Here is a 24,590-nt window from a genome sequence, read left to right as displayed (position 1 = left end):
CGCAGGATATCGGATCATGCTCGACAAGCCCCTTCTCATCGCCGGCAGCTGGCGCGCACCATCCGGCTCCCGCACCGGCGACGTCGTCGATCCCGCCACCGGCGCAGTGATCGGCAAGCTCGGCTTCGCCGAGGCGGCCGATGTCGACGCTGCCCTGGAGGCCGCACGGAAGGGTTTTGCGACCTGGCGCACCATGACCGCGCTCGAACGCTCACGCATCCTGCATCGCGCCGCCGCGCTGGTGCGCGAGCGCGCCGAGGTGATGGCGCAGCATATGACCCGCGAGCAGGGCAAGCCGCTGGCCGAGGCGCGCGGTGAGGCCGCCACGGCGCCCGAGCATATCGAGTGGTATGCCGAGGAAGGCCGGCGCGCCTATGGCCGCGTGATCCCCTCGCGCATTCCCGGAGCGCGCCAGATCGTCGTGAAGGAGCCGGTCGGGCCGGTCGCGGCCTTCAGCCCCTGGAACTTCCCGCTCGCCCAGCTCGTCCGCAAGATCGCCGGGGCGCTGGCCGCCGGTTGCTCGATCATCGCCAAGCCGCCAGAAGAGGCGCCCTCGGCCTGTATCGAACTCGCCAAATGCTTCCAGGAGGCTGGCCTGCCCGAGGGTGTGCTCAACATCCTGTTCGGCGTGCCCGCCGAAATCTCGGAGCGGCTGATCGCCTCGCCAGTGATCCGCAAGGTCTCGTTCACCGGTTCGGTCCCGGTCGGCAAGCATCTCGGCGCGTTGGCGGGGGCACAGGCGAAGCGCGCCACCATGGAGCTCGGCGGCCATGCCCCCTTCATCGTCTGCGATGATGTCGATCTCGATGCAGTGGTGAAGCTCGGCGTTGGGCTGAAATTCCGCAATGCCGGCCAGGTCTGCGCCTCACCGACGCGCTTTTATGTGCAGGACGCCGTCTATGACGGCTTCCGCGCCGCTTTCACCGAGGCTGCCAAAGCAGTCAAGGTCGGCCCCGGCGCGACCGAGGGCACGCAGATGGGCCCGCTCGCCAATGCCCGCCGGCTTGACGCGCTGCAGGATTTCGTCGCCGACGCCGTCCAGCGCGGCGCCCGGCTCGAGACCGGTGGCCGCCGCATCGGCAATGAAGGCTTCTTCTTCGAGCCCACCGTCCTCTCCGACGTGCCCGACAGCGCCCGCATCATGCGCGACGAACCATTCGGACCTGTGGCGGCGCTGGTGCGGGTCGGCTCGGTCGACGAGGCGATCGAGCGCTCCAACGCCCTGCCTTTCGGCCTCGCCGCCTTCGCCTTCACTCGCTCGACGAGGCGCGCCGCGCAATTCGCCGACGGGCTCGAGAGCGGCATGATCTCGATCAACCATTTCGGCCTCGCCGCGGCCGAGACCCCGTTCGGCGGCATCAAGGATTCCGGCTACGGCAGCGAAGGCGGCATGGAGGGGCTCGAAGCCTATCTCTCGACCAAGTTCGTCAGCCAGGTCGGCGCCTGAGCCCACCCACTTTTCCAACCGCAAGAGACGACCGATGACAACGATCCAGCACAACCCGGCCTCGATGGCGCCGCCCGCCCGCAATCTCTATTCGCATGGAGTCGAGACCCGTGGCCCCGGCCGCCAGCTCTTCATCGCCGGGCAGGTCGGTGTCCGGCCCGATGGCTCCATTCCCGAAGCCTTCGACGATCAGGTCCGGCAGATGATGGACAATATCGGCGCCGTCCTCGCCTCGGCCGGCATGGGCTTCGACGACATCGTCAAGATCACCGCCTATTGCCGCAGCGCCGAGGAGATCATCGGCTATGCTGGCATCCGCAACGGCTACTTCTCCGCAAAGCCGCCGGCGACGACGGCCTTCGTGGTCGGTGGCCTCGCCAATCCCGCCTGGCTGATCGAGGCCGACGCCATCGCCTTCAAGGTGGACTGAGCCGGTGAACGCCGCCCTCTCCCAAGGCCGCTCGCGGCGCGAAGCCCATGTCGATGTCGGCGACGGCACCCGGCTATGGGTTTGGGACACGGGCGGCATTGGGCCCGCCGTCGTCCTGCTCCATGCCTCGGCCGGCAGCGGCGAATGCTGGGACCAGCAATGGCCGGTCTTCGCCGAAGCCGGCTATCGCGTCATCGGCTATTCCCGCCGCGGCCATTTCGGCTCCGACGATGGCGACGCGGCCGCAACGACGCCGGCATCGACCGACCTGCTCCGCCTGGTCGATGCGCTCGGGCTGGATCGCTTCCACCTGATCGGCACGGCCGCCGGCGGCATGGTCGCGACCGACTTTGCCGTCTCGCATCCGCAGCGCCTGCTCAGCTTCGTCATCTCCAGCAGCATCGTCGGGCTCGTGGATGATGATTATCAGGCGATGCTGCACAGGCTACTGCCGCCTGAATTCGAACGGCTCCCGCATGATTTCCGCGAGCTCGGCCCGTCCTATCGGGCACAATACCCGGAAGGTGTCGCGCGCTGGAATGCGATGCTGGCGCGCTCCGGCGTCGAGCGCGTTCCCTTGCGCTTCGCCAATCGCGTCCGATGGGCCGATCTGCAGCGCTTCGATTTCCCCACGCTCGTCCTGACCGGCGATGCCGACCTCTACGCCCCACCGGCCAATGCCCGCCTGATCGCCAGCCGGATCCCCAGCGCGCGCCTCGCCATCCTGCCCGATTCCGGCCATTCGCCCTGGTGGGAGGTGCCGGAGCTCTACAACCGCGAAATCCTGAGTTTTCTCGGCTCGGTGAGCCGCTAGGAGCACCTTGATCATGGCTACCCCTCCTACCGAGGCTGACCGGATCGTCGCCGTCGAAGTCAGGCGCTGCGTCCAGCCGCAGCAGGACCCGGCCTGGCGCTTCGCGCTCGGTGGCATCCCGCGCCTCGACGGGCTGATCGTGACCTTGCGCACGACTTCCGGCCTCGCCGGCGAGGGCCATGTCGAGGCGATGGCCTTCTATGCCGACGACCTCGTCGGCTCGGAGGCCGCGATCGAGGTGCTGCGTCCAACCCTGCTCGGCGCCGACCCCTTGCACTACGCACAGACGCGGGATCGTCTCGACAAGGCCCTGTCCGGACACGAGGCGGTCAAAGCCGGCATCGACAGCGCGCTCCATGAGTTGGCAGCGCGAACCTTGCGCGTACCGCTGCACGTCCTTTTCGGCGGCGCGCGACGTCAAAGCGTCGAGCTTCAGCGCATCCTGCCGCTCAAGGCCCCCCCGAGCATGGCCGCCGATGCCGCCAGGCTCGCCTGGCTCGGCTATCGCTGCCTCAAGGTGAAGATCGACGGCGATGCCGATCTCGCCGAGGCGCGCGTCAAGGCCGTGCGCGAGAGCGTCGGCCCCGCCGTCAGGCTCTCCGCCGACGCCAACCAGAGCTATACTCCGAAAGCCGCACTGCGCATGATGGAGCGCATCGCCCGTCATGGCGTCGACCTCGTCGAGCAGCCGGTTCCCGCCGCGGACGTCGCGGGTCTCGCTTTCGTCTCGCAGCGCAGCCCGATCGCGGTCGAGGCTGACGAGGCGATCCGCTCGCTGCGCGACATCGTCACGCTGATCGCCGAAGGCGCCTGCGACAGCTTCAATCTGAAGAGCTCGGTGCTCGGCGGGCTCGGCAAGGTCTTCATCGCCTCGCAGATCTGCGAGGCGGCGGGGCGCGCCTACCGGGTCGGGACCGCCTATGGGCCTCGCCTGATCGCGGCGCAATGCCTGCATCTGGCCGCGGCTTTGCCCTCCTTCCACTACCCCGTCGAGTTCGCTGAGTTCGACCATCTGCTCGATGATCCCTTCAGCGGGCTGGAGGCCGTGGAGGGCCGGCTTACTCTACCGCTAGGTGTCGGCTCTGGATTGTCGCAACTATCGGAGAATGCTTGACATTCCGGAGGCTTGGCCTCAGGCTTCAAAGATCAGGCGGTTGGCGATAGCGAGGGTCTCAATCCTCGTTATATCGAGCCTTCCTCACCGACACAGGTCGATCAAACGCCGCAGAGCGCGCGACCCGTGATCTCGTTCAGGTGAGGAGCTCAGACAATGAACATCCGGACAAGTTTTGCCCGTGCCGTGCGCGCCGCAGGCGTCGTGATCGCGGCCGGCGTGGCGACGACTGTCTTCGCGCAGGACAAGGACACCTTCCGCTTCGCCGCGGCGACCGACATCCGTGTCATCGATCCGATCTGGTCGCTGGAATACAACAGCCGCAACCACGGTTATCTCGTCTACGACACGTTGTTCGCCTTTGACTCGAAATTCCAGGTCACGCCGCAGATGGTCGAGACCTGGACCGTCTCCGACGACAAGCTGCGCTATGCGTTCAAGCTGCGGCCGGGCCTGACCTGGCATGACGGCGCGCCCGTCACCGCCGCCGATTGCGTCGCCTCGATCAAGCGCTGGGGCCAGCGCGACTCGATCGGCCAGGCGCTGATCGCCGCCGCCAGCGAGATCAAGGCGACCGGGACCGACAGCTTCGAGATCGTGCTGAAGGAACCGTTCGGCCATGTGCTCTCGGCGCTGGCCAAGACCGGCTCGCCGGTGCCGTTCATGATGCCCGAGCGTATCGCCAGGACCAGCGGCTTCGAGCAGATCAAGGAGGTGATCGGCTCCGGTCCGTTCATGTTCGCCCGCGAAGAATGGATGCCCGGCGACAAGGCAGTCTACAAGAAGTTCAAGGGTTACAAGCCCCGCTCCGAGCCGGCCGACTTCATGTCGGGCGGCAAGATCGCCAAGGTCGAGCGCATGGAGTGGGTGTTCATTCCCAATGGCGCGACCGCCGCCGCCGCATTGATGGCCGGCGAGGTCGACTGGCTCGAGCACCCGCCCTCCGACCTGCTGCCGACGCTGCAGAACGACAAGGAGATCACCGTCCGCGCCGTCGATCCCTTCGGCATGCAGACGATGATCCGCTTCAACCATATCCATCCGCCCTTCGACAACGAGAAGGTCCGGCGCGCCGTGCTGCAGACGATCGAGCAGGGCGAATATCTGCGCGTGCTCAGCGACGACAAGCGCAGCTGGGAGCCCTGCCGCAGCTTCTATTTCTGCGGCACCCGCTTCGGTCGGGACCTCGCGCCCGAGCAAATTCTCTTCAAGAAGAACCTGGATGAGGCGAAGAAGACGCTCGCCACCTCCGGCTACAAGGGTGAGAAGGTCGTGCTGCTCGACGCCGTCGACGACACGATCCTGCATCCGATCACCGTCGTTCTGTTCGACAACCTCAAGGCGATCGGCATGAATGTCGAGCTCAGGGCGACGGACGGCGCCACGATCTTCGCCTTGATGCTGAAGCAGGAGCCGATCGCCCAGGGCGGCTGGAACATCGGCCCGCAATATGCCGACAGTACGAACTACTCCGTGCCCTTCCTCAACAATGCCCTGCGCGCCGGCGGTGTCGGCAAGGCGTCGATCGGCTGGCCGAAGAACGAGGCGATCGAGACGCTGCGGACGGCGTTCCTGAAGGCGCCGGAGGCCGAACAGGGCGCGATCGCCGACAAGATCCAGCAGGAGGCCTACGCCGCCTCGATCTATGGGCTGACCGGCCAGTACAAGCAGCTCACCGCCTATCGCCGGAATGTCGAAGGCCTGATCGATTCACCGATCCCGCTGTTCTGGAACGTCAGCAAGAAGTGAGCGGCCGGCGGCGCGTACCCTCGGCATGCGCCGTCCCCCATCTCCAGCGGCCACACATCGCGCCGGCGGCCTGCAAGGTCGGCGGTCGAGGATGTGGCCCGCCCTGAGGAACGGAGAACACCGATGCTCGGCTACATCCTCAAGCGCCTGCTCGCGACCATTCCGGTGATGGCGACCGTCGCGGTTATCGTCTTCATGCTGCTGCATCTGACGCCCGGCGACCCGGCCGCCCTGATCGGCGGCGACCTCGCGACGCCGGAAGACCTGCGCCGCATCCGCGAGCAGCTCGGCCTGGAGCGCCCGATCGCCGAGCAGTTCCTCAGCTGGCTCTGGCAGGTGCTGCAGGGCGATCTCGGCACCTCGCTGTTCAACCAGATGCCGGTGTCGCAACTGATCGCGCAGCGCATCGAGCCGACGCTGATCATCGGCCTGACAATCATGACCTTCGCGGTGATCGTCGCGATCCCGCTCGGCGTGATCGCCGCCTGGAAGGCCGGCAGCTGGATCGACCAGCTGATCATGACGCTCGCCGTCATCGCCTTCTCGATGCCGATCTTCCTGATCGGCTACCTCCTGATCTTCAAGTTCTCGGTCGAGCTGAAATGGTTCCCGGTGCGGGGCTACCAGCCGATGTCGGCGGGGCCGGCGAAATTCTTCCCGCACATCGTGCTGCCGAGCCTAACCGTCAGCTTCATCTACATCGCCCTGCTGACGCGCATGACCCGTGCGACCGTGCTGGACGTGCTGAACCAGGACTATATGCGCACCGCCCGCGCCAAGGGCATGGCCACGCCGCGCATCCTCGCCGTGCACGCCCTGAAGAACGCCGCCGTGCCGATCGTCACCATGGTCGGCATCGGGCTCTCCTCGCTGCTCGGCGGCATCGTCGTCACCGAGACCGTCTTCGCAATCCCCGGCATGGGGCGTCTGATGATCGACGCGATCATCCGCCGAGACTTCCCGATCCTGCAGGGGGTGATCCTCGTGCTGTCGGCGCTCTACGTGCTGATCAATCTCCTGATCGACCTGTCCTATTCGCTGTTCGATCCGCGCATCCGCTATTGAGGACGAGCCCATGAGCATCGCCATCGAGGCCCCTCGCAAGAGCGCCAGTTCCAAGACGCTGAGCTATTGGCTCCGGCGCTATCCCCTCTTCATCCTCGGCTGCATCGGGTTGGCGGCGATCATCCTGCTCGCTCTGTTCGCGCCGCTGATCGCGACGCATGATCCCGTCGCGATCAACCCGGCGGCGAGGCTGCGGCCGCCGAGCGATGCCTGGCTGTTCGGCTCCGACCCGTTCGGCCGCGACGTCTTCAGCCGCGTCATCTGGGGCGGGCGGGTCTCGCTCACGGTCGGCATCGGCGTCGCCGCCCTGTCTGTCTGCCTCGGCCTCGCCATCGGCATGATCGCTGGCTTCAACCGCGTCGCGGATGCGGTTCTGATGCGGATCATGGACGGGATGATGGCGATCCCCGGCATCCTGCTCGCCGTCGCGCTCGTCGCCATCGTCAAGCCCAGCGTCACCACGGTCGTCATCGCGATCGCGATTCCCGAGGTGCCGCGCGTCGTGCGCCTCGTGCGCTCAGTCGTGCTGAGCATCCGCGAGCAGCCCTATATCGAGGCCGCGCGCCTCAGCGGTGTGCGCTTTCCCGGCCTGCTGATCAGGCACGTCCTGCCCAACACAATCGCCCCGCTGATCGTGCAGGCGAGCTTCGTCTGCGCCTCCGCGATCCTGTCGGAAGCCTATCTCAGCTTCCTCGGCCTCGGCATCCCGCCGACCACGCCGACCTGGGGCAGCGTGATCTCGGAGGGGCGCAATGTCGTCCAGCTCGCCTTCTGGGTCGTGCTCTATCCGAGCCTGTTCCTCGGAGCGACCGTGCTGTTCATCAACCTGATCGGCGACGGCCTGCGCGACATGCTCGATCCACGCCTGGCGCGGACATTGTGAAGGCGGCCGGTGATCCTTCCGCCTTCGGCTGACGGGCGCCTTGTGGCATGATAGACAGATGGTGGAACGAAAATACGGTGAATCGGCACCGAAAACCGTCGAAACGATCGCGGGCGCGGACTGGTACGGCCAGGAACTGCAGCGGCAGCGCTATCAAAACACGCTGTTCGTCGATCTTGATCTGACGGAAGCGCGGAACATCGGCAGCGTTTTCGACGCCTGCACGTTTCGGCGTGCGCGCTTCAGCACCTCCACGCACCATGGCGGGGCCTTCGTGAACTGCACCTTCGTCTCGTGCAACTTCTTCGACAGCACGTTCACCGAATGCAAGTTCATCGGAAGCCTGTTCGATGGCTGCCAGTTCGACAACATGCGGGTCACGGACGGGGATTGGTCTTTTGCGGGACTGCCCGGAGCCGATCTGCGCCGCGCCTCCTTCGACCGAACCCGGTTGCGGGAGGCGGACCTGACGGGAGCCCAATGCCAGGGCGGTTCGATACGAGATGTCGACCTGTCGGGCTCATGGCTCCATGGCGCGGACTTCTCACGCTGTGATCTGCGCGGAAGCGATCTGAGCGCGATCGAGCCGGAACACGTCCGGCTGAAGGACGCGATCATCACGATCGACCAGACCATCACCATCGCCGAAGCACTCGGGCTCGATGTGCGCAGGACATGATGGACGCGCAGAATGACCTGCTGCGCTGCCACAGACCCGCGACGCTCCCCAGCCTGCCCAGGATGAGACCAGCGGATAGCCGGTCGAGGGCGATCTCACTGTGCCGGCAGCGGCTGAGTGGCAAGCCGGTCAGCCATCCTGTGCCTTGATCCCGGCGTCGCGGATCAACTTGCCCCAGCGGTCTGTTTCCTCGCGCATGTAGCGGGCCAGCGCATCCGGCGTCGATGCGACGACACGGCCGCCAAGCTCTTCGATCCGGGTCTTCACCGTTTCGTGCCGCAGCGCGGCCTGCACATCGGCCGAGACTTGCGCGACGATCTCGGGCGGCGTCTTGCCCGGCAGGAAGAGGGCGAACCAGGAGCCGACATCGAAGCCCGGCAGCGTATCGCCGATCGGCGGAACCTCTGGCAGCGCCGGGACGCGCTCCTGTGTCGAGACGCCGATGGCGCGGATCGTGCCGCCGCGAATCTGGCTGATCGAGACGGTCACCGTGTCGAACATGACGTCGATGCGCCCACCCATCAGGTCCTGCATGGCGGGCGCCGCGCCACGATAAGGGACATGGGTCATCTCGATGCCAGCCGCACGCTTGAACAGCTCGCCGATCAGATGGAGCGAGGAACCGACACCCGCCGAGCCGAAATTCAGCGTGCCGGGCTTCGCCTTCGCCATGGCGATGAAGTCGCCGACCGTGCGCGCGCTGGAGCCCGGGGGCACCACCATCACATTGGGAATGACGGTCGCGAGCGACAGCGGAGCGAAGTCGGCGAGCGGATCGAAGGACAGCTTCTCGAAGAGAAAGCGGTTCACCACGATCGCACTCGATGTGATCAGGAGATGATGCCCATCAGGCTCGGAGCGGGCCACGTCGGCCGAGCCGATGTTGGAACTCGCGCCCGGCTTGTTGTCGATATAGACCTGCTGCTGCCACATCGCGCTCAACCGCTCGCCGAGCACACGGGCGATGATGTCGTTGGCCCCGCCTGCGGCGAAGGGCACCACCAGCCGCACGCTCTTGCTCGGACGCCAGCTCGCCGCGCGAACCTGGGCACTCGCGATAGCCGGACAAAGCAGCGCCGCGCCGGCCAGCGCCAGTGTTTGCCGACGCGTCGGCTGCGCGCGCGCAGGGGCTGAGCCGCGTGGCGGGTTCATCGAGCCTCGTCCAGACGTCATGACTTGTCCTCCCTCGGCTTGGATCGCGCTCTTCGGCGCCTAGAACGGGTAGTGGCGCGGCGTGGTCTGCAGCGTCAGCCAGCGCAATTCGGTGAAGGCCTCGATGCCGGCGCGCCCGCCGAAACGGCCATAGCCACTGTTCTTGACGCCGCCGAACGGCATCTGCGCCTCGTCATGCACGGTCGGACCGTTGACATGGCAGATGCCGGATTCGATGCGGCTCGCCACGCGCCAACCGCGCGCGGTGTCGCCGGTGAAGACGGCGGCCGAGAGCCCATAGGGATTGTCGTTGGCGCAGGCGATCGCCGCCTCATCGCCATCGACGCGCACGATCGCCTTGACGGGGCCGAAGCTCTCCTCGCCATAGATCCGCATCGCCGGGGTGACATGGTCGAGCAGCGTCGCCGGGAACAAGGTCGTCTCGGACTTGCCGCCGCAGACCGACGTCGCGCCCTTGGCGAGCGCATCGTCGATCAGGGCGTTGCAGCGCTCGACCGCCTTCATGTCGACGACCGAGCCGAGCACCACCGGCCCCTTGCGGGGGTCGCCAAGCGGGAGCTTCTGCGCCTTCGCGGCAAGCCGCGTGACGAAATCGTCGGCGATCCTGCTGTCGACCACGATGCGCTCGGTCGACATGCAGATCTGGCCGGAATTGGCGAAGGCGCCGAAGGCGATGCCGGCGACCGCAGCGTCGAGATCGGCATCGTCGAGAACGAGCGCCGGCGCCTTGCCGCCGAGCTCCAGTACCACCGGCTTCAGATGCTCGGCGCAGAGCTTCGCGATGATGCGCCCGACATGGGTCGAACCGGTGAAGTTGACGCGCCGGACCGCAGGGTGTGCGACCATCGCCGCGACGACCTCAGCAGCGTCCTCGGGCGCATTGGTGACGAAGTTGACGACGCCCTCCGGCAGCCCCGCTTCCTGCAGCGCCGCGATGATCAGCCCATGCGTGCGCGGGCAGAGCTCAGAGCCCTTCAGCACGACGGTGTTGCCGCAGGCGAGCGGCACGGCGATGGCGCGCGTGGCGAGGATGACCGGCGCGTTCCACGGCGCCATGCCGAGCACGACACCCGCCGGCTGACGCACCGCCATGGCGAGGCTGCCGGGCACATTGGAGGGGATGACCTCGCCGCTGATCTGCGTCGTCAGGGAGGCTGCCTCGATCAGCATGTCGGCGGCGAGATGGACGTTGAAGCCGGCCCAGATGGCGGAGGTGCCGGTCTCCGCCGACATTGCGGCGGTGAAGTCCGCGGCGCGGGCTTCCAGCGCATGTGCGCCCTTGACCAGCAGTTCGCGACGCTTGGCAGGCGACGTCTGCGACCAGGCCGGGAAGGCGCGGGCGGCGGCATCGACCGCTGCGCGGGCATCGTCCGGCGTCGCCGCTGCGGCGCGGCTTGCGACGGAGCCGTCGAGTGGGTTGCGGCGCTCAATGACGCGCCCGCCAGTCGCTGCGACCGCCTTGCCGCCGATCAGGAGCTTGATGGTGTCGGTGCTGGTCATCTCTCGATCCTCGAAGCTCAGGCGATCACGATGTCGATCAGGTTCGGGCCGGGCGCGGCGAAGGCGGCGCGCAGGCGCGGGGCGAGATCCTCGGGCCGCTCGACCCGTTCGCCCGGCACGCCCTGCCCACCCGCCAGTTGCGTGAAATCGAGGCCCGGCAATTCGGTCCCGGCCGGCTTGTCATTCGGCGCGTAGCCGAAGACCGGCGCGAAATCCTGCAGCGCGGCATAGCGGCGGTTGTTGAGGATCAGGAAGGTCATCGGCAAGTTCAACTGCGCGGCGCTGTAGAGCGCCTGGATCGAATAGAGGCTGGAGCCGTCGCCGATCAGCGCGATCACCCGCCCCGGCTGCTTCAGGCGCTGGCGCGCCAGCGCGATGCCGACCGCCGCCGGCATGCTGTGGCCGAGGCCGCCACTCGCCATGGTGTAGAAGCTGTCGGCTCCGCCCATCGGCAGATAGGTCTGGATGGTCGAGCGCGTGCTCGGTGCCTCCTCGACGACGACATCGTCGGCATGGCGTTCGCGGTCGATCACCGACAGCGCATAGGCGGCCGACGTCGGCACACCGGGCGACGGCACCGGCGGGACCGGGCGGGACCGTGCCGCCTCGCGTCCGGCTCCCGGCGTGCTCGCGGCGAGCAGCGCCCGCACGCCGAGATCGAGGCTGGCGATGACGCTGTCGCCGACCGGCGCCCAGGCCGCCTGCTGCGGATCGTCGACGATCTGGGCGAGCTGCGCGCCCGAGGGGACATGCGGGCCGTTACCCTCGACGTGATAGGTGAAGGCCGGCGCGCCGAGGACGAGAATGAAGTCGTGCGGCGCGAGGCGCTCGACGATCTTCTCGCGCATCGCCGGCAGGAAGCCGCAGAACTGAGGATGGCGCTCGGGAAAGCCGCAGCGCGCTGACATCGGCGGGACATAGACCGAGGCTTTGTGACGTTCGGCGAGTGCGACGACATCGGCCACGGCCTGGTCGCGCGCCACGCCGGCGCCAACGACGAAGGCCGGCCGCTTGCTGGCATTCAGGCGTTCGGCGATCGCGGCAATCGCGTCCGGCGCCGGCGCAAGGGCCTGGCTGACGCGGCGCGACAGGACGAATTCGCCCGGCTGGTCCCAGTCATCGGCCGGGATCGAAATGAAGACCGGGCCGCGCGGCGGCTGCATCGCAATGTGATAGGCCCGCGCCAGCGCCAGCGGCAGGTCGGCGCCGCGCGCCGGCTCAATAGCCCATTTGACATAAGGCTTCGGCAATTCGGTCGCCTGCACCGAGGCGAGGAACGGGTCGAAGGGCAGGATCGAGCGCGCCTGCTGGCCGGCGGTGATCAAGAGCGGCGTCTGGTTCTTGAACGCGGTGAAGATGTTGCCCATGGCGTGGCCGACGCCGGCCGCAGAGTGCAGGTTGACCAGCGCCGCATTGCGCGTCGCCTGGGCATAGCCGTCAGCCATCCCGACCACGACCGCTTCCTGCAGGCCGAGCACATAGCGGAAATCCTCGGGATACTCCCGGAACATCGGCAGTTCGGTCGAGCCGGGATTGCCGAACACCGTATCGATCCTGAGCTGGCGCAGCAGGTCGAGCACAGCTTCGCGGACGCTTGGGCGGGCGGAGGATGATGTGCTGTCGGCTGGCATGCGCGTCCCTCGGATCGCAGGCACTGTGGCGATAGGCCGGCCATTGCTCAATTAGATGAAGTGACTAAGTATTATTCGCATGGCGAATATTGATACGATCGACCTGAACCTGCTGAGGCTGTTCGACGCGGTCTACCGTACCCGCAATGTCAGCCGCGCCGCCGAAGAGCTTGGCTTGTCGCAACCCGCGACGAGCCAGGCCCTGACGCGACTGCGTCTGTTGTTGCGCGACCCGCTGTTCGAGCGCGTCGCCGGCGGCGTCAGGCCGACCGCCCGCTCCGAGCGCCTCGCCCATTCGGTCCAGGCGGGCTTGGCCCTGCTGGAAGCCGGCCTCGACGAAGATGAAGGCTTCGATCCCGCGACCACCAGCGCGGAGCTACGGCTGCATCTCAGCGATATTGGCGAAGGCCGCTTCCTGCCGCCGCTGATGACGACCTTCCGCGAGATCGCGCCGAACCTGCGCATCACCGCGCGCGCCTGGCCGCATGAGGCGATTTCGGAGGCGCTGGACAATGGCCAGCTGCATTTCGCGCTCGGTTTCCTGCCGACCGTCGCCGGCACCGCTCATGCGGAAATGCTGAGTGATCGCTACCAGGTCTTCGTCCGCGCCGACCATCCGGTGACGCGCCAGGCCGTCGACGGCGCCCTGGGTGCCGATGATATCGCAAAGCTCGACTTCGTCGCCGTGCGCTCGCATGCCCAGACCCAGCGCATGCTGGAGATGCTGCATCTCGATCCGCGCATCCGGCTGGTCGTCTCCAGCTTCATGGCGCTGCCGCCAATCATCCGCGCCACCGACCTCGCCGTGCTGATGCCGCGCCAGATCGGCCTCGGACTCGAACCGGTCGGCGCCTTCGCCCTGCTCGAACCCGCTCTGCCGCAACGCGATTTCAGCGTGGCCTTGCACTGGAGCCGCCGTCACGCCCAGAACGCCATGCTGCGCTGGGCACGAGAGATCATATTGGGTCTGTTTGCTCGCCCCGGTCGCAGCCTCGATACCGGCAATGGCTGACAGGCGCTGCGGCCGCCTCTAGGATCGCGCCATGCGTGCCCGCCAGATCGAAGTCTTCCGCATGGTCATGCGCTGCGGCACGCTGACCGGCGCCGCCGAGGCGCTCGCCGTCTCGCAGCCGGCGCTCAGCCAGATCCTGCTGCACACCGAGGACGAGCTCGGCTTCAAGCTGTTCCTGCGCGTCAAGGGCCGGCTGATCCCGACTCCAGAGGCCGAGGAGATCTACCCCGAGGTGGAACGCCTGTTCGGCGACCTCGAAATGCTCCGGCGGCGCACGCGCGACCTGCGCCATGGCAAGGCCGGGCTCGTGCGCCTCGCCGCCTCAGCGCCGCCATCCCTCTCCTTCGTACCGGAGGCGCTGCGCCATTTCCGCGCCGCGCATCCGAACACGCGCGTGCGCTCCTATGTCGTGCCGGCCGAGGTCATCCTCACCATGCTCGACCGCGACCAGGCCGGGCTCGGCATCGCCATGATGGACCAGCCGACGCCCTTCATCGAGACCGAGGTGGTCGGCTATACCCGCGTGGTCTGCGTGCTGCCAACCGGCCATCCCCTGGCCGAGCGCGACGCCATCGGCGCCGAGGACCTCGATGGCGAGACGCTGATTTCCTACCGCGCCGAATCTCTGCCCGGGCAGTTGCTGCGCGACGCGCTGGCCAAGCAAGGCCTGCCGTTCAGTCCGGAGATGGAGATCGACGTCTCGATCATCGCGCTCGCTTTCGTGCAGCAGGGCCTCGGCATCGCCGTCGTCGACGGGCTCCTGCCCTGGCACAATTTCCCGGGCCTGGTGACGCGCCCGTTCCGGCCGCATGTCGCCCTGCCGCTCTGCCTGCTGACCAGCACGCGCCGGCCGCTCTCGCGCAGCCATGAGCTGCTGCGCAACCACATTCGCACGGCCTGCCAGCAGCTCGATCTCGACCAGCCTGCGCCCGAGGCATAAGGGCGACTTATCCGGCACTGCCGTTTTGGTGTTGGACCCTGCGCGGTCCCCTCTCCAAGACTGGTCCGTCTTTTATGGAATGGGCCCATCATGAGCTGGCGTATCGGCGTCGACATCGGCGGCACCTTCATTGATTTCTGCGCATTGGAAACCGGCAGCGGCCGCGTCGAGACCATCAAGGTCCTGACCACGCCGGACGCGCCGGGCCGCGAGCTCCTCGCCGGGCTCGACCTCCTGAACGAGCGCCATGCCGTGCCGCCGGAGGAGATCGTCTCCTTCGTCCACGGCACCACGGTCGGCATCAACACCATCATCCAGCGCAAGGGCAGCCGTCTCGGCCTGATCACGACCGCCGGCTTCGAGGATGTGATCGAGCTGGCGCGCCTGCGCATGCCGGACATGTATTCGCTGTTCTGCGCCCGCCCGGAGCAGCTCATCCCGCGCGACCGCGTCTTCGGCGTCGGCGGTCGCGTCCTCTCCGATAGCAGCATCGCCGAGCCGCTCGATCGCGACGCCCTTGCGGAAGCCGTCGCGAAGCTCAAGGCGCGCAGCGTCGACGGCGTGATCGTCTCCTTCCTGCACGCCTATCGCGATCCAGTTCATGAGGCGCAGGCTCGGGCGCTGATCGCCGAGCTGGCGCCGGAGCTCTTCGTCTTCACCACCAGCGAGGTCTGGCCGGTGATCCGCGAATATGAGCGCACCACGACCGCGATCCTGAACGGCTACGTCCATCCACGCGTCTCGGGTTACCTCGATGCACTCGAGGAGGCGCTTTCCTCCCGCGGCGTGCCGGCCGGCCCGATGCTGACCAAGTCGAATGGCGGGGTGATGAACGCCGCGACCGGCAAGCGCGCCTGCGTCAACATGCTGCTCTCGGGCACCGCATCGGGCGTGATAGGCGCCGCCTATCTCGCCGAGCAGGCCAACGCGAAAAACATCCTCACCCTCGACATCGGCGGTACCAGCGCTGACCTTGCCCTGATCATCGAGGGCCAGCCGCAATTCGGCACCGGCGAGGTCGTCGGCGACTTCCCGCTTTATGTGCCCAGCGTCTCGGTGACCTCGATCGGCGCTGGCGGCGGCTCGATCGCCTGGGCCGATGCCTTCGGCGTGCTCAAGGTCGGCCCCGAAAGCGCCGGCTCGACCCCCGGCCCCGCCTGCTATGGCCGCGGCGGCGCCCGCGCCACCGTCACCGACGCAATGGCGACCTGCGGCTTCCTCGGCCACACCGCCCTCGCCTATGACCAGATCGGCATGCGCCGTGATCTCGCGCAGAAAGTCGTCGGCGAGGTCGCCGCCATGCTCGGCCGTAGCGCCGAGGCGACCGCCGAGGCGATCATCGCCATCGCCGTCTCCGAGATGTTCGTCGAGATCAACAAGCTCGTCGCCCGCTACGGCGTCGACCTGCGCGAGTTCGCGCTGATGCCCTTCGGCGGCGCCGGGCCGATGCTCGGCTGCTTCCTGGCCCGCGAGCTCGGCATCCCCCGCGTGCTGGTGCCGCGTCGCCCTGGCGTCGTCAGCGCGCTCGGCGGGCTGATCGCCGATCTGAAGGGCGATTTCATCCAGAGCGTCTTCGCCGCGGTGGAGCCCGCCTCGCTACCGCAATTGCGCGAGGCGCTGGCGCAGCTCAAGCGCGACGGGCTCGCCTGGATCCGTGAGGACCAGCGCTTCACCGGGCCGGTCGTCGAAGCCTTGAGCGCCGATATGCGCTATCACGGCCAGTCTTTCGAGATCGAGGTGCCTCTCTCCGGAAGCTGGCTGGTCGAGGGCGATCTCACTGCAATATGCGCCGCCTTCCACCGCCAGCATCTTGCCATCTACGACTTCAACGACGAGGCGGGGGAGGTGCAGATCGTCAATCTGCGCCTTGTCGTCACTGGCGCGACGCCGCGACCCGAACTTGCCCCGGCCACCGAGGCGGTCGACGAGGCGGCGGTCCCGGCGCGCTCGATCACGGTCTGGCTCGACGGCGCCGAGCGCGAGGTCGCGCTCTTCCACCGCGAGGCGCTGCGCTGCGGCCAGCATTTCTCCGGCCCGGCCGTGGTCGCGCAGGAGGACACCACCATCTGCATACCCGCCGGTTTCGAGGCTGAGGTCGACGCCTTCCTCAACCTGCATCTCAGCCTGCGCGAGGGAGCCTGATCATGGTCGACAAGGTCACCCTGCAGGTCCTGGCCAATCACTGCCGGGCCGCGGCCGAGAACATGGCCTACACGCTCTACCGCACGGCCCATTCCACCTTCGTCAAGGAGACGGAGGACTTCACGGTGATGGTGATGGACCGCACCGGCCGCGTCGTCGCCGTGCCGATGGATCTCGGCGCGACCTGGTATCCAGGCATGAACTACAACCGCGCCATCGAGATGGTGCCGGAGTATCGCCCCGGCGACATCGCCTTCACCAACGATCCCTATAGCGGCTATCTCGCCACCCACGCCCCCGACACGCATCTGTGGAAGCCGATCTTCCACGAGGGCGAGATCGTCTGCTTCGTCGGCGGCCATGTCCACAACACCGACATGGGCGGGGCGGTGCCGGCGAGCCTGTCGCGTTCGCTCACCGAGATCCATCAGGAGGGCATCCGCTTCCCGCCGATGACGCTGATGCGCGACGGCGCCTTCGATGAGACCGTGCTGCGCATCATGATGATGAATGTGCGCAAGCCGGCGCTGAACATGGGCGACCTCAAGGCCCTGGCCGGCGCACTCAACACCGGTGAGCGCAAGATCCAGGCGATGGTCGCCAAATTCGGCGCCCAGGGCTTCATGGACGGGCTCGACGGGCTGATGGACTATGCCGAGCATCAGGCCCGCGAGATCCTGCGCTCGATCCCCGATGGCGAGTATGTCTTCTCCGACTATGCCGACGAGGACGGTGTCGACGGCAACCCTTGCCGGTTGGCGCTGACGCTGACGATCAAGGGCGACGAGGCGATCCTCGACTTCACCGGCTCGGACCCACAGCTGGGCTCCTCGCTCAACGTGCCGACGGGTTCCGACCCACGCCATACGCTGCTGCTCGTCGGCGTCTACTATGTGCTCTACACGCTGAACCCGCAGCTCCTGCTCAATTCGGGCCTGACCCGGCCCTTCACCTGCATCGCGCCGGAAGGGACGGTGCTGAACCCGTCCTTCCCGGCTGCCGTCGGCATGCGCAGCCTGACCTGCGCACGGCTGCGCAGCCTGATCTTCGGCGCCTTCAGCCTCGCCGCACCCGAGCGCCTGCCGGCGGCACCGGCCGGCTCGAGCTCGATCGTCAACGTCATGACCACCGACGAGAAGACGCATCGCAGCGTCATCGCGGCGATCAACCCTGTGGTCGGCGGCGGCGGCGGCATGCCGCATCGCGACGGGCCGAACGGCTCGGGCGCCGACGCCGCCTATCTCAAGAACACGCCGATCGAGATCACCGAGACCGAGGTGCCGATCCGCTTCATGCGCTACGGCTTGCAGCCGGATTCAGGCGGCGCCGGGCGCTGGCGCGGCGGCCTCGCCACGGTGATGGAGTTCAAGGTGTTCTCGCCGAACTCGCGCATCACCGTGCGCAATCGCGACCGCTCGCATTTCCGGCCCTGGGGCACGCTCGGCGGCCTCTCCGCCGAGACCTCGAACTTCATCATCAATCCCGGCCGCCCGAACGAGCGCATCCTCGGCAACACTGATATCGCCGTCGCCGAGCCGGGCGACGTGATCCATATCCACTCGCCGGGCGGCGGCGGCCGCGGCTCGCCGCTGGAGCGCGAGCCGGAACGGGTGTTGCTCGATGTCGAGCGCGGCTATGTCAGCCTTGACGCTGCGCGAGCGCTCTACGGCGTGGTGATCGAGGCGGGCGCGGTCGACTCCGATGCGACGGAAACCCTGCGGGCGGAGCTGAAGACGCACGCCCACAGGACGCATTTCCATTTCGGCCCGGAGCGGGACGCCTTCGAGCAGATCTGGACGGCGCAGAATTATGCCGCACTGACGCAACTGCTCGCTGCCCTGCCTATCCACTGGCGCTTCTTCGCCAAGACCAAGCTGTTCGCCGTAATGCGCGATGCTGCCGGCAAGCTCGACGTGGCCGCGGCCTTTGCTGTAGTACGGCAGAACTATCCGCAGATTCCCGAGGTCGGGGAGGACGCACCCGAGATTGCGCAGGCGGCCGAATAGCCGCCGGCTTCAGCCGACGGTCACGGTCGCGCCCGCCGCGATCTCGCCCGGCGTCACCACATCGCAATAGATGCCGAAATTGCGCTCGTGGCGCTTGACCACCGTCCGCAGGATCTCGACGTCCTGGGGCAGGCCCTCCTGCGCGATCGTGATGAAGCCGCAGCGCCCGCAGGGCTCGCGACCCTTCAGCACGACGTCCCCGATCCTGATCTCGCGCCCGATCCAGCCATGCTCCGGGATGGCTTCGCCGCCATCGGGCCAATCGACGAGGATGTTCGGCCGGAAACGGCGGACATCGATGACGCTGCCGGGCAGCTCCCGTTCGAGGCTGCGGATCGCTGCGCGGGTGACGAGATGGATCGGCGCATGCTCGTAGCGCGGCCGAAATCCGCCCGAGCCCACGGCGTCGAACGGCTTCAGCAGCGGCATGAAGCCGAAGGCCTGCGACAGGCCTTCGAGCAGTTCCGTATCCTGCGGCCCCGCCCAACGCTCGCCATCGAGCGACAGGGCAACGCCCTCCTCCACGGCCTTGGCATGAGCGCGCGGCACACCGATGAAGTGCTTCTCGCGGCCGGGCGAGGCGATGCGGCCGGTGGCGGCGTCGAGCAGCCCCCAGATCCGGTCACCGGCGACGCCGCCAGCATCGACGTCGAGCTGATCCAACTGCTCGCCGGCCATCGAGCTGACCGGATAGCGCCAGAGCTCGGCGACCTCGCCCATCACTGGCCTTCCATCCTCGGATCGAGCGCATCGCGCAGGCCGTCGCCGATGAAGTTGAAGCTGGTGACGGCAAGCGTGATCGCGGCGCCCGGAATGATGGCGAGCCAGGGCGCGCTGGTGAGATAGCTCTGGGCGCTTTCAAGCATGTTGCCCCAGCTCGGTGTCGGCGGCTGGATGCCGAAGCCGAGGAAGGAGATGTAGCTCTCGGCCAGGATCGCATGGGCGACGTTGAGCGTCGCCGCGACGACGATCGGCGCGATCGCGTTCGGCAGGAGCTCGCGGATCATGATGCGCCGGTTGCTGGCGCCAAAGGAGACGGCCGCCTGCGCGAATTCGCGCGTCTTCAGCGAGCGGATCTGCGCCTCGACCACGCGGGCGACCTCCATCCAGGAGGTCATCGCGATCAGGAGGATGATCGACGGCACCGAGGGCGAGATCAGCGCCGAGATCGCCAGCAGCAGGAAGATCGAGGGGAAGCACAGCATCGCATCGACGAAACGCATCAGCGCCGCGCCGAGCGCACCCTCGTAGAAGCCGGCGACCATGCCGACGACGATGCCGATCGCCATCGCGATCGCCATGGCCGAGAAGCCGACCGCCAGCGAGATCCGCCCGGCCATCAAGAGGCGCGCGAGGATGTCGCGCCCGAGCGGGTCGGTGCCGAGCACGTGCGGGCCCGAGAAGGGCGGCGCGAAGCGGTTGCGGATGTCGATGAAGGTGTCGGTATAGGGCAGCAGCCAGGGGCCGACGATGCAGGCGAGCGTCAGGAAGACGATCGTCGCGGCGCCGAAGACGGCGAGCTTGTGGCGCCGGAAGCGGCGCAGGCCCGGGCTGTTCCAGAAGCCGGGTGCCGGCGGCAGCGCCGGCTCGGCGGTGCTGGTGAAGGGCATGCCGCTCATCGCCCGCTCCTCGAAATGCGCGGATCGGCGACGCCATAGAGCAGGTCGGCGAGCAGGGATCCCAGCAGCACGAGCACGGCGGTGAACATCAGGATGCCCATGACCACGGGATAGTCGCGATAGCTGATCGAATCGAGGAAGAGCCGGCCCATGCCCGGCCAGGTGAACACCGTTTCGGTCACCAGCGCGCCCGAGAGCAACGTCGGCACATGCAGGCCGGTGATGGTGATCATCGGCAGCAGTGCATTGCGTAGGGCATGGCGCATCAGGATCTGGCGCTCCGGCACGCCCTTGGCCCGGGCGGTACGGATATAGTCCTGGTTGACCACTTCCAGCATGGAAGAGCGCATGTAGCGGCTCCAGACCGCGGTCGAGACCAGCGCCAGGACGATGCAGGGACCGATCAGGTGATGCACTTGGTTGAGGAACGAGCCGTCGCCCATGGTGTAGCGGTTGCCCGCGGGCAGCCAGCCGAGCCCGACCGAGAAGACATAGATGATGACGAGGCCGAACCAGAAGGTCGGGATCGAGAGCGCGATCATCGCGCCGATCGTGGCGAGCGAGTCGAACAGCGAATAGCGCCGGATCGCGCCGAGGATGCCGACCCAGGCGCCGATCACCATGGCGAGCAGCGTCGAGGTCAGCATCAGCTCCAGCGTCGCGCCGAGATGCGAGGCGATGATATGCAGCACCGGCTGCTGGTCGCGATAGGACAGGCCCCAGTCGCCCGAGAGCATGCGCCAGAGCCATTCGACATATTGCACCGGCAGCGGCCGGTTGAGGCCGAGCTGCTCGGCGATGCGGTCGAGATCGGCCTGGGTCATGTCGCCGCCGGCGGCGAACTGCGACATCGGCCCGCCCGGCGCCAGATGCAGGATGGCGAAGCCGATCACCGAGACGATCAGCAGCAAGAGCAACGACTGCCCGAGCCGGCGCAGGAGAAAGGCGATCATGACGCCCTCCCCTCGGCCAGCGCCGGCTTAACGCCGGCGCGGTTCAGATCACGCGCCACGTCACTTGGCCCAGTACCACTGGCCCATGTTCCAGGTGTTCTGCCTGGCGTTGATGTTGGGCTGGTAGCCGATCAGCCCCTCCTTGTAGCCCTCGACCGGCGCATACTGGTAGATCGGCAGGATCGGCAGTTCCTCGCGCACCAGCACCTGCAGCTTCTGGTAGATCTCCTTGCGCTTCGCCGTGTCGAAGGTCTCCTGACCCTGCTTCATCAGCGCGTCGGCTTCGGCGTTCTGCCACTGCATCTGGTTGGCGCCGTTGCCGCTCTTGGCCGGGATCGCGTCCGAGCCGAAGCGATGGGCCGGATCGGGATCGATCACCGTGCGGAAGGCGGTGCCGACCAGCAGGGACTGGAACTTGGAGCGGGTGTAGAAATCGCCCCAGATCACGGCGGCAGGCATGTTGTTGATCGCCATCTTGATGCCGATCTGCTGCCAGTCCTGCTGCATCAATTGCTGGCATTGCTCGCGCAGGGCCGCGCCCGTCGTGGTCGAGACCGCGAATTCGAGCGGCACGCCGTTCTTCATGCGCACGCCCGAGCCGGAACGCTTCCAGCCGGCATCGTCGAGGATCTTGCCGGCGAGCGCGGGATCGTAGACCTGCTTCGGCAGGTTCGGGTCATAGGCCCAGGATTCCTGCGGCATGAAGGATTCGGTCGGGATGTGCAGGCCATAGAAGACGATGTCGATGATCGCCTGCTTGTTGATCGAGGCATAGAGCGCCTTGCGCACCGCCTTGTCGGCCAAAGCGGGATGCTCAAGGTTCGGCATCAGCACCTCGAGCGAGGCACTCGGGATCTTCACCACTTTTCGGCCCGGCAGCTTGACCGCCTCCGCGTAGAAATTGGCGGGGATGCCCGTGCCGATGATCAGGTCGACCTGGCCGGTGCGGAACTGGGCGTAGAGCGCGGTCTGGTCCGGCACGTATTTCAGCACCGCCTTCTCCAGATACGGCCCCTTGCCGTGGTATTTCTCGTTGGCGACGAGCTGGATGTTGTCGCCCGGCGTGCGCGTGCCCCATTTGAACGGGCCGGTGCCGACCGGCGCGCCGTTGAACGGCGCCGTGTTCGGATCGGCAGCCTTCTCCAGGAGGTGCTTGGGCACGATGAAGGTGTTGGAGAGCAGCGCGAGATAGGGCGCATAGGCCTTCTCCATGCGCCAGGAAATCTCGAGCGGGCCGGTGACCTTGATGTCCTTGACCAGCGAATGGCCGACGCGGGTGCGCGCCTTGAAGCCCGGCGCATTGATCAGCTCGAGCGTGTACTTGACGTCCTCGGCGGTGAACGGTGTGCCGTCATGCCAGGTGATCCCCTCGCGCAGCTTGACCTTCCAGGCGAGGCCGCCCTCGGAGATGCCGCCATTGGCCTCGCTCGGCACTTCGGCGGCGAGATCGGGGACCAGCGAGCCGTCGGGCTGGGCCAGCCACATCGTGTTGAAGACCTGCATCCAGACGGTCTCGTCGACCTCGATGCCAGGCATAAGCGGGTTGAAGGCGGTCGGCTCCTGCGACAGGCCGACCACGACCTGGCCGCTCGGCTTGGCGGGCGGCGGCGGAGGCGCCTTGCCCTGGGCGCGGGCGCCAAGACCGGATGCGGCTAGAATGCCGCCGGCGCCGAGCGCCAGGACCTCGCGGCGATGCAGGGCGGGCAGAGCAAGGCCGGACGCCTTCGTGGACGGCTTGTTCATCGTTGATCCCCTCGTTGTCGACGGCCTTGTGCGGTCGTTGCGCGGTCGCCGCCTTTTGGCTGGCGGTTCGCCGCATGGGCCGCCCGTTGTCGGCCCGCCGCATGATAGGCAGCAGGTGACCCGCGATGGTCACCGTCCTTGGCCGGGGCAACCAAAACAATCTGCCGAATCGCACCCTTCCTTTGGCATAGGGTTCCAGGCGGTTCGGGCTTGAATACCGGCCTCCCGCTTCCGGTCCGCGCCGCCGGCACGACCGCCCTCCGCCAAGGACCATGCCGCATGTCGCCACCGGTCAACCGCGTCCACAGCGACGAAGCCCTGCCCGCCGCAGCCGACATCGTGGTCATCGGTGGCGGCATCGCCGGCGTCACCGCCGCCTATCACCTGGCGAAGAAGGGCCATTCGGTCGCCCTCGTCGAGAAGGGTTATCTCGCCGGCGAACAGTCGAGCCGGAACTGGGGCTGGTGCCGCCAGCAGAACCGCGATCTGCGCGAGCTGCCATTGGCGATGCACGCCGTCGAAATGTGGAACGGGCTCTCCGAAGAGGTCGGCGCCGATGTCGGCTTCCGCCGCAGCGGCCTGACCTATCTGACGACACGCAAGTCCGATCTCGACGCCTGGGAAGGCTGGGGCGAGAAGGCCCGGCAATACCAGATGCAGACGCGCATGCTGAGCGCAGAAGAGGCCAAGGCCATGGCGCCGCATGCCAAGGGCGACTGGATCGGCGGCGTGCATTCGCCGACCGATGGCCGCGCCGAGCCGGCCATGGCTGTTCCCGCGATCGCCGAGGCCGCGCGCCGCCTCGGCGTCACCATCCATCAGGATTGCGCGGCGCGCGGCCTCGAAACCGCAGCCGGCCGCGTTTCCGGTGTCGTCACCGAGAAGGGGACGATCAAGACCTCGACGGTGCTGCTCTCCGGCGGCGTCTGGACGGCGATGTTCGCCCGCCACCACGGCATCCGCATGCCGCTCGCCGGCATCAAGTCGACCTCGTTCTTCACCGGGCCGGCACCGGAGATTACTACGGGTGGCATCTCGACGCCCGATCTCACCATCCGCCGCCGGGTCGATGGCGGCTTCACCGTCGGCATCAGCGGGCGCGGCCTGCTTGAGCTCTCGCCGCACGGCATGCTCAACGCCCAGCCGTTCTGGCGCACCTTCAAGAAGCGCCACAAGCTGCTGACGATCCGGGCCGGCAAGTCCTTCTTCTTCGGGCCGGAAGCGCTGATGCGCTGGAGCAACGATACAGTCTCGCCGTTCGAGAAAATGCGGACCTATGACCCGCCAGCGCAGGAAGAGCTGATTACCTTCGCCAAGAAGCGGCTCGGCGAGATCTTTCCGCAGCTCGCCACTGTCGAGATCAAGCACAAATATGGCGGGCTGATCGACTTCACGCCCGACTGGGTGCCGGTGATCTCAGCGATCGACAAGCTGCCCGGCCTGCATGTCTCGGCTGGCTTCAGCGGCCATGGCTTCGGCATCGGCCCCGCTGCGGGGCGGCTCGCAGCCGACATCGTCGCCGGCGATGCCCCGATCGTCGACCCCACCCCCTATCGCTACAGCCGCCTCGTCGACGGGACCGACCTCGGCGAGCCCGGGCTGATGTGACTTTTCCCCTGCTCTAGCCACATAGTCCCGCCGCACAGGGACACCCCGGGCCGTGCCGCTTCGTGGCATGGCCGCCTCCGGA

General features: G+C 67.3%; 20 protein-coding genes. 13 read left to right on the top strand and 7 right to left on the bottom strand.

Annotated elements, in window-relative coordinates; genetic code table 11:
- Positions 1–13 precede the first annotated feature (13 nt).
- From ACWIGM_RS17630 to ACWIGM_RS17595, 8 genes are all read left to right on the top strand, one after another.
- The gene (locus tag ACWIGM_RS17630) at positions 14–1,447 is read left to right on the top strand and encodes an NAD-dependent succinate-semialdehyde dehydrogenase (RefSeq protein ID WP_454028018.1); all 1,434 of its coding nucleotides are present in this window, start codon (positions 14–16) and stop codon (positions 1,445–1,447) included.
- A 34-nt stretch (positions 1,448–1,481) separates the two neighbouring features.
- Entirely contained in the window at positions 1,482–1,877 is a 396-nt protein-coding gene (locus ACWIGM_RS17625) for a RidA family protein (RefSeq protein ID WP_454027259.1), read from the top strand.
- A 4-nt stretch (positions 1,878–1,881) separates the two neighbouring features.
- Complete coding sequence (locus ACWIGM_RS17620) at positions 1,882–2,691, top strand: alpha/beta fold hydrolase (RefSeq protein ID WP_454027258.1); 810 nt, start codon at positions 1,882–1,884, stop codon at positions 2,689–2,691.
- Between the two features lie 13 nt (positions 2,692–2,704).
- The gene (locus ACWIGM_RS17615) at positions 2,705–3,805 is read left to right on the top strand and encodes a mandelate racemase/muconate lactonizing enzyme family protein (protein WP_454027257.1); all 1,101 of its coding nucleotides are present in this window, start codon (positions 2,705–2,707) and stop codon (positions 3,803–3,805) included.
- A 156-nt stretch (positions 3,806–3,961) separates the two neighbouring features.
- Positions 3,962–5,554 carry an ABC transporter substrate-binding protein gene (locus ACWIGM_RS17610; protein WP_454027256.1) on the top strand — a complete coding sequence of 531 codons (1,593 nt, stop codon included), beginning with the start codon at positions 3,962–3,964 and terminating at the stop codon, positions 5,552–5,554.
- A gap of 123 nt (positions 5,555–5,677) precedes the next feature.
- Positions 5,678–6,619, top strand: coding sequence for an ABC transporter permease (locus tag ACWIGM_RS17605; RefSeq protein WP_454027255.1), 942 nt, complete (start codon positions 5,678–5,680; stop codon positions 6,617–6,619).
- Between the two features lie 10 nt (positions 6,620–6,629).
- Positions 6,630–7,502: an ABC transporter permease gene (locus ACWIGM_RS17600; protein WP_454027254.1), complete on the top strand. Its 873-nt coding sequence runs from the start codon at positions 6,630–6,632 to the stop codon at positions 7,500–7,502.
- Positions 7,503–7,560: 58 nt separating this feature from the next.
- Entirely contained in the window at positions 7,561–8,181 is a 621-nt protein-coding gene (locus tag ACWIGM_RS17595; RefSeq protein ID WP_454027253.1) for a pentapeptide repeat-containing protein, read from the top strand.
- Between the two features lie 129 nt (positions 8,182–8,310).
- Here ACWIGM_RS17595 and ACWIGM_RS17590 read toward each other — a convergent pair whose 3' ends face one another.
- Genes ACWIGM_RS17590 through mdlC form a run of 3 tightly spaced genes read right to left on the bottom strand, consistent with a single transcriptional unit; the run spans position 8,311 to position 12,485 of the window.
- Positions 8,311–9,354 carry a Bug family tripartite tricarboxylate transporter substrate binding protein gene (locus ACWIGM_RS17590; protein ID WP_454027252.1) on the bottom strand — a complete coding sequence of 348 codons (1,044 nt, stop codon included), beginning with the start codon at positions 9,352–9,354 and terminating at the stop codon, positions 8,311–8,313.
- Positions 9,355–9,393: 39 nt separating this feature from the next.
- Positions 9,394–10,854 (bottom strand): aldehyde dehydrogenase, encoded by a 1,461-nt coding sequence (locus ACWIGM_RS17585; protein WP_454027251.1) that lies wholly within the window; start codon positions 10,852–10,854, stop codon positions 9,394–9,396.
- 17 nt (positions 10,855–10,871) lie between these two features.
- The gene (gene mdlC / locus ACWIGM_RS17580; protein ID WP_454027250.1) at positions 10,872–12,485 is read right to left on the bottom strand and encodes a benzoylformate decarboxylase; all 1,614 of its coding nucleotides are present in this window, start codon (positions 12,483–12,485) and stop codon (positions 10,872–10,874) included.
- A gap of 79 nt (positions 12,486–12,564) precedes the next feature.
- Here mdlC and ACWIGM_RS17575 point away from each other — a divergent pair, with 79 nt between their 5' ends.
- The 4 genes from ACWIGM_RS17575 to ACWIGM_RS17560 all read left to right on the top strand — a co-directional run bounded on the left by ACWIGM_RS17575 (position 12,565) and on the right by ACWIGM_RS17560 (position 18,585).
- A complete protein-coding gene (locus ACWIGM_RS17575; protein ID WP_454027249.1) occupies positions 12,565–13,497 on the top strand; it encodes a LysR family transcriptional regulator in 933 nt (310 codons plus the stop codon).
- A gap of 31 nt (positions 13,498–13,528) precedes the next feature.
- Entirely contained in the window at positions 13,529–14,437 is a 909-nt protein-coding gene (locus tag ACWIGM_RS17570; RefSeq protein ID WP_454027248.1) for a LysR family transcriptional regulator, read from the top strand.
- A gap of 90 nt (positions 14,438–14,527) precedes the next feature.
- Positions 14,528–16,579, top strand: a complete 2,052-nt coding sequence (locus ACWIGM_RS17565) for a hydantoinase/oxoprolinase family protein (RefSeq protein WP_454027247.1) — start codon at positions 14,528–14,530, stop codon at positions 16,577–16,579.
- Between the two features lie 2 nt (positions 16,580–16,581).
- Complete coding sequence (locus ACWIGM_RS17560; protein ID WP_454027246.1) at positions 16,582–18,585, top strand: hydantoinase B/oxoprolinase family protein; 2,004 nt, start codon at positions 16,582–16,584, stop codon at positions 18,583–18,585.
- Positions 18,586–18,594: 9 nt separating this feature from the next.
- Here ACWIGM_RS17560 and ACWIGM_RS17555 read toward each other — a convergent pair whose 3' ends face one another.
- The 4 genes from ACWIGM_RS17555 to ACWIGM_RS17540 are packed head-to-tail and all read right to left on the bottom strand — an operon-like array spanning position 18,595 to position 22,900.
- A complete protein-coding gene (locus ACWIGM_RS17555; RefSeq protein ID WP_454027245.1) occupies positions 18,595–19,305 on the bottom strand; it encodes an MOSC domain-containing protein in 711 nt (236 codons plus the stop codon).
- Complete coding sequence (locus ACWIGM_RS17550; protein WP_454027244.1) at positions 19,305–20,204, bottom strand: ABC transporter permease; 900 nt, start codon at positions 20,202–20,204, stop codon at positions 19,305–19,307. The genes ACWIGM_RS17555 and ACWIGM_RS17550 overlap by 1 nt, the downstream gene beginning before the upstream one ends.
- Positions 20,201–21,157, bottom strand: a complete 957-nt coding sequence (locus tag ACWIGM_RS17545; RefSeq protein WP_454027243.1) for an ABC transporter permease — start codon at positions 21,155–21,157, stop codon at positions 20,201–20,203. Before ACWIGM_RS17545 ends, ACWIGM_RS17550 begins: the two co-directional genes overlap by 4 nt.
- A gap of 60 nt (positions 21,158–21,217) precedes the next feature.
- Positions 21,218–22,900 (bottom strand): peptide ABC transporter substrate-binding protein, encoded by a 1,683-nt coding sequence (locus tag ACWIGM_RS17540; protein WP_454027242.1) that lies wholly within the window; start codon positions 22,898–22,900, stop codon positions 21,218–21,220.
- Positions 22,901–23,179: 279 nt separating this feature from the next.
- On the opposite strand from ACWIGM_RS17540, the gene ACWIGM_RS17535 reads away from it, so the two are divergent.
- Positions 23,180–24,508, top strand: coding sequence for an NAD(P)/FAD-dependent oxidoreductase (locus tag ACWIGM_RS17535; RefSeq protein ID WP_454027241.1), 1,329 nt, complete (start codon positions 23,180–23,182; stop codon positions 24,506–24,508).
- The last annotated feature ends 82 nt before the right edge of the window (positions 24,509–24,590 follow it).

This window comes from Allobosea sp. NPDC055332 (genome assembly GCF_053645455.1).
Note: the sequence above shows the minus strand (reverse complement) of the source record. Positions and strands in the feature narration are given on the sequence as shown.

Bases quoted from the DNA above. Each gene is read 5' to 3' on its own strand.
- ACWIGM_RS17625 (WP_454027259.1), top strand. From the start codon at position 1,482: ATGACAACGATCCAGCACAACCCGGCCTCGATGGCGCCGCCCGCCCGC.
- ACWIGM_RS17585 (WP_454027251.1), bottom strand. From the start codon at position 10,854: ATGACCAGCACCGACACCATCAAGCTCCTGATCGGCGGCAAGGCGGTC.
- ACWIGM_RS17565 (WP_454027247.1), top strand. From the start codon at position 14,528: ATGAGCTGGCGTATCGGCGTCGACATCGGCGGCACCTTCATTGATTTC.
- ACWIGM_RS17590 (WP_454027252.1), bottom strand. From the start codon at position 9,354: ATGACGTCTGGACGAGGCTCGATGAACCCGCCACGCGGCTCAGCCCCT.
- ACWIGM_RS17605 (WP_454027255.1), top strand. From the start codon at position 5,678: ATGCTCGGCTACATCCTCAAGCGCCTGCTCGCGACCATTCCGGTGATG.
- ACWIGM_RS17600 (WP_454027254.1), top strand. From the start codon at position 6,630: ATGAGCATCGCCATCGAGGCCCCTCGCAAGAGCGCCAGTTCCAAGACG.
- mdlC (WP_454027250.1), bottom strand. From the start codon at position 12,485: ATGCCAGCCGACAGCACATCATCCTCCGCCCGCCCAAGCGTCCGCGAA.
- ACWIGM_RS17555 (WP_454027245.1), bottom strand. From the start codon at position 19,305: ATGGGCGAGGTCGCCGAGCTCTGGCGCTATCCGGTCAGCTCGATGGCC.
- ACWIGM_RS17560 (WP_454027246.1), top strand. From the start codon at position 16,582: ATGGTCGACAAGGTCACCCTGCAGGTCCTGGCCAATCACTGCCGGGCC.
- ACWIGM_RS17540 (WP_454027242.1), bottom strand. From the start codon at position 22,900: ATGAACAAGCCGTCCACGAAGGCGTCCGGCCTTGCTCTGCCCGCCCTG.
- ACWIGM_RS17595 (WP_454027253.1), top strand. From the start codon at position 7,561: ATGGTGGAACGAAAATACGGTGAATCGGCACCGAAAACCGTCGAAACG.
- ACWIGM_RS17535 (WP_454027241.1), top strand. From the start codon at position 23,180: ATGTCGCCACCGGTCAACCGCGTCCACAGCGACGAAGCCCTGCCCGCC.
- ACWIGM_RS17545 (WP_454027243.1), bottom strand. From the start codon at position 21,157: ATGATCGCCTTTCTCCTGCGCCGGCTCGGGCAGTCGTTGCTCTTGCTG.
- ACWIGM_RS17610 (WP_454027256.1), top strand. From the start codon at position 3,962: ATGAACATCCGGACAAGTTTTGCCCGTGCCGTGCGCGCCGCAGGCGTC.
- ACWIGM_RS17615 (WP_454027257.1), top strand. From the start codon at position 2,705: ATGGCTACCCCTCCTACCGAGGCTGACCGGATCGTCGCCGTCGAAGTC.
- ACWIGM_RS17575 (WP_454027249.1), top strand. From the start codon at position 12,565: ATGGCGAATATTGATACGATCGACCTGAACCTGCTGAGGCTGTTCGAC.
- ACWIGM_RS17550 (WP_454027244.1), bottom strand. From the start codon at position 20,204: ATGAGCGGCATGCCCTTCACCAGCACCGCCGAGCCGGCGCTGCCGCCG.
- ACWIGM_RS17570 (WP_454027248.1), top strand. From the start codon at position 13,529: ATGCGTGCCCGCCAGATCGAAGTCTTCCGCATGGTCATGCGCTGCGGC.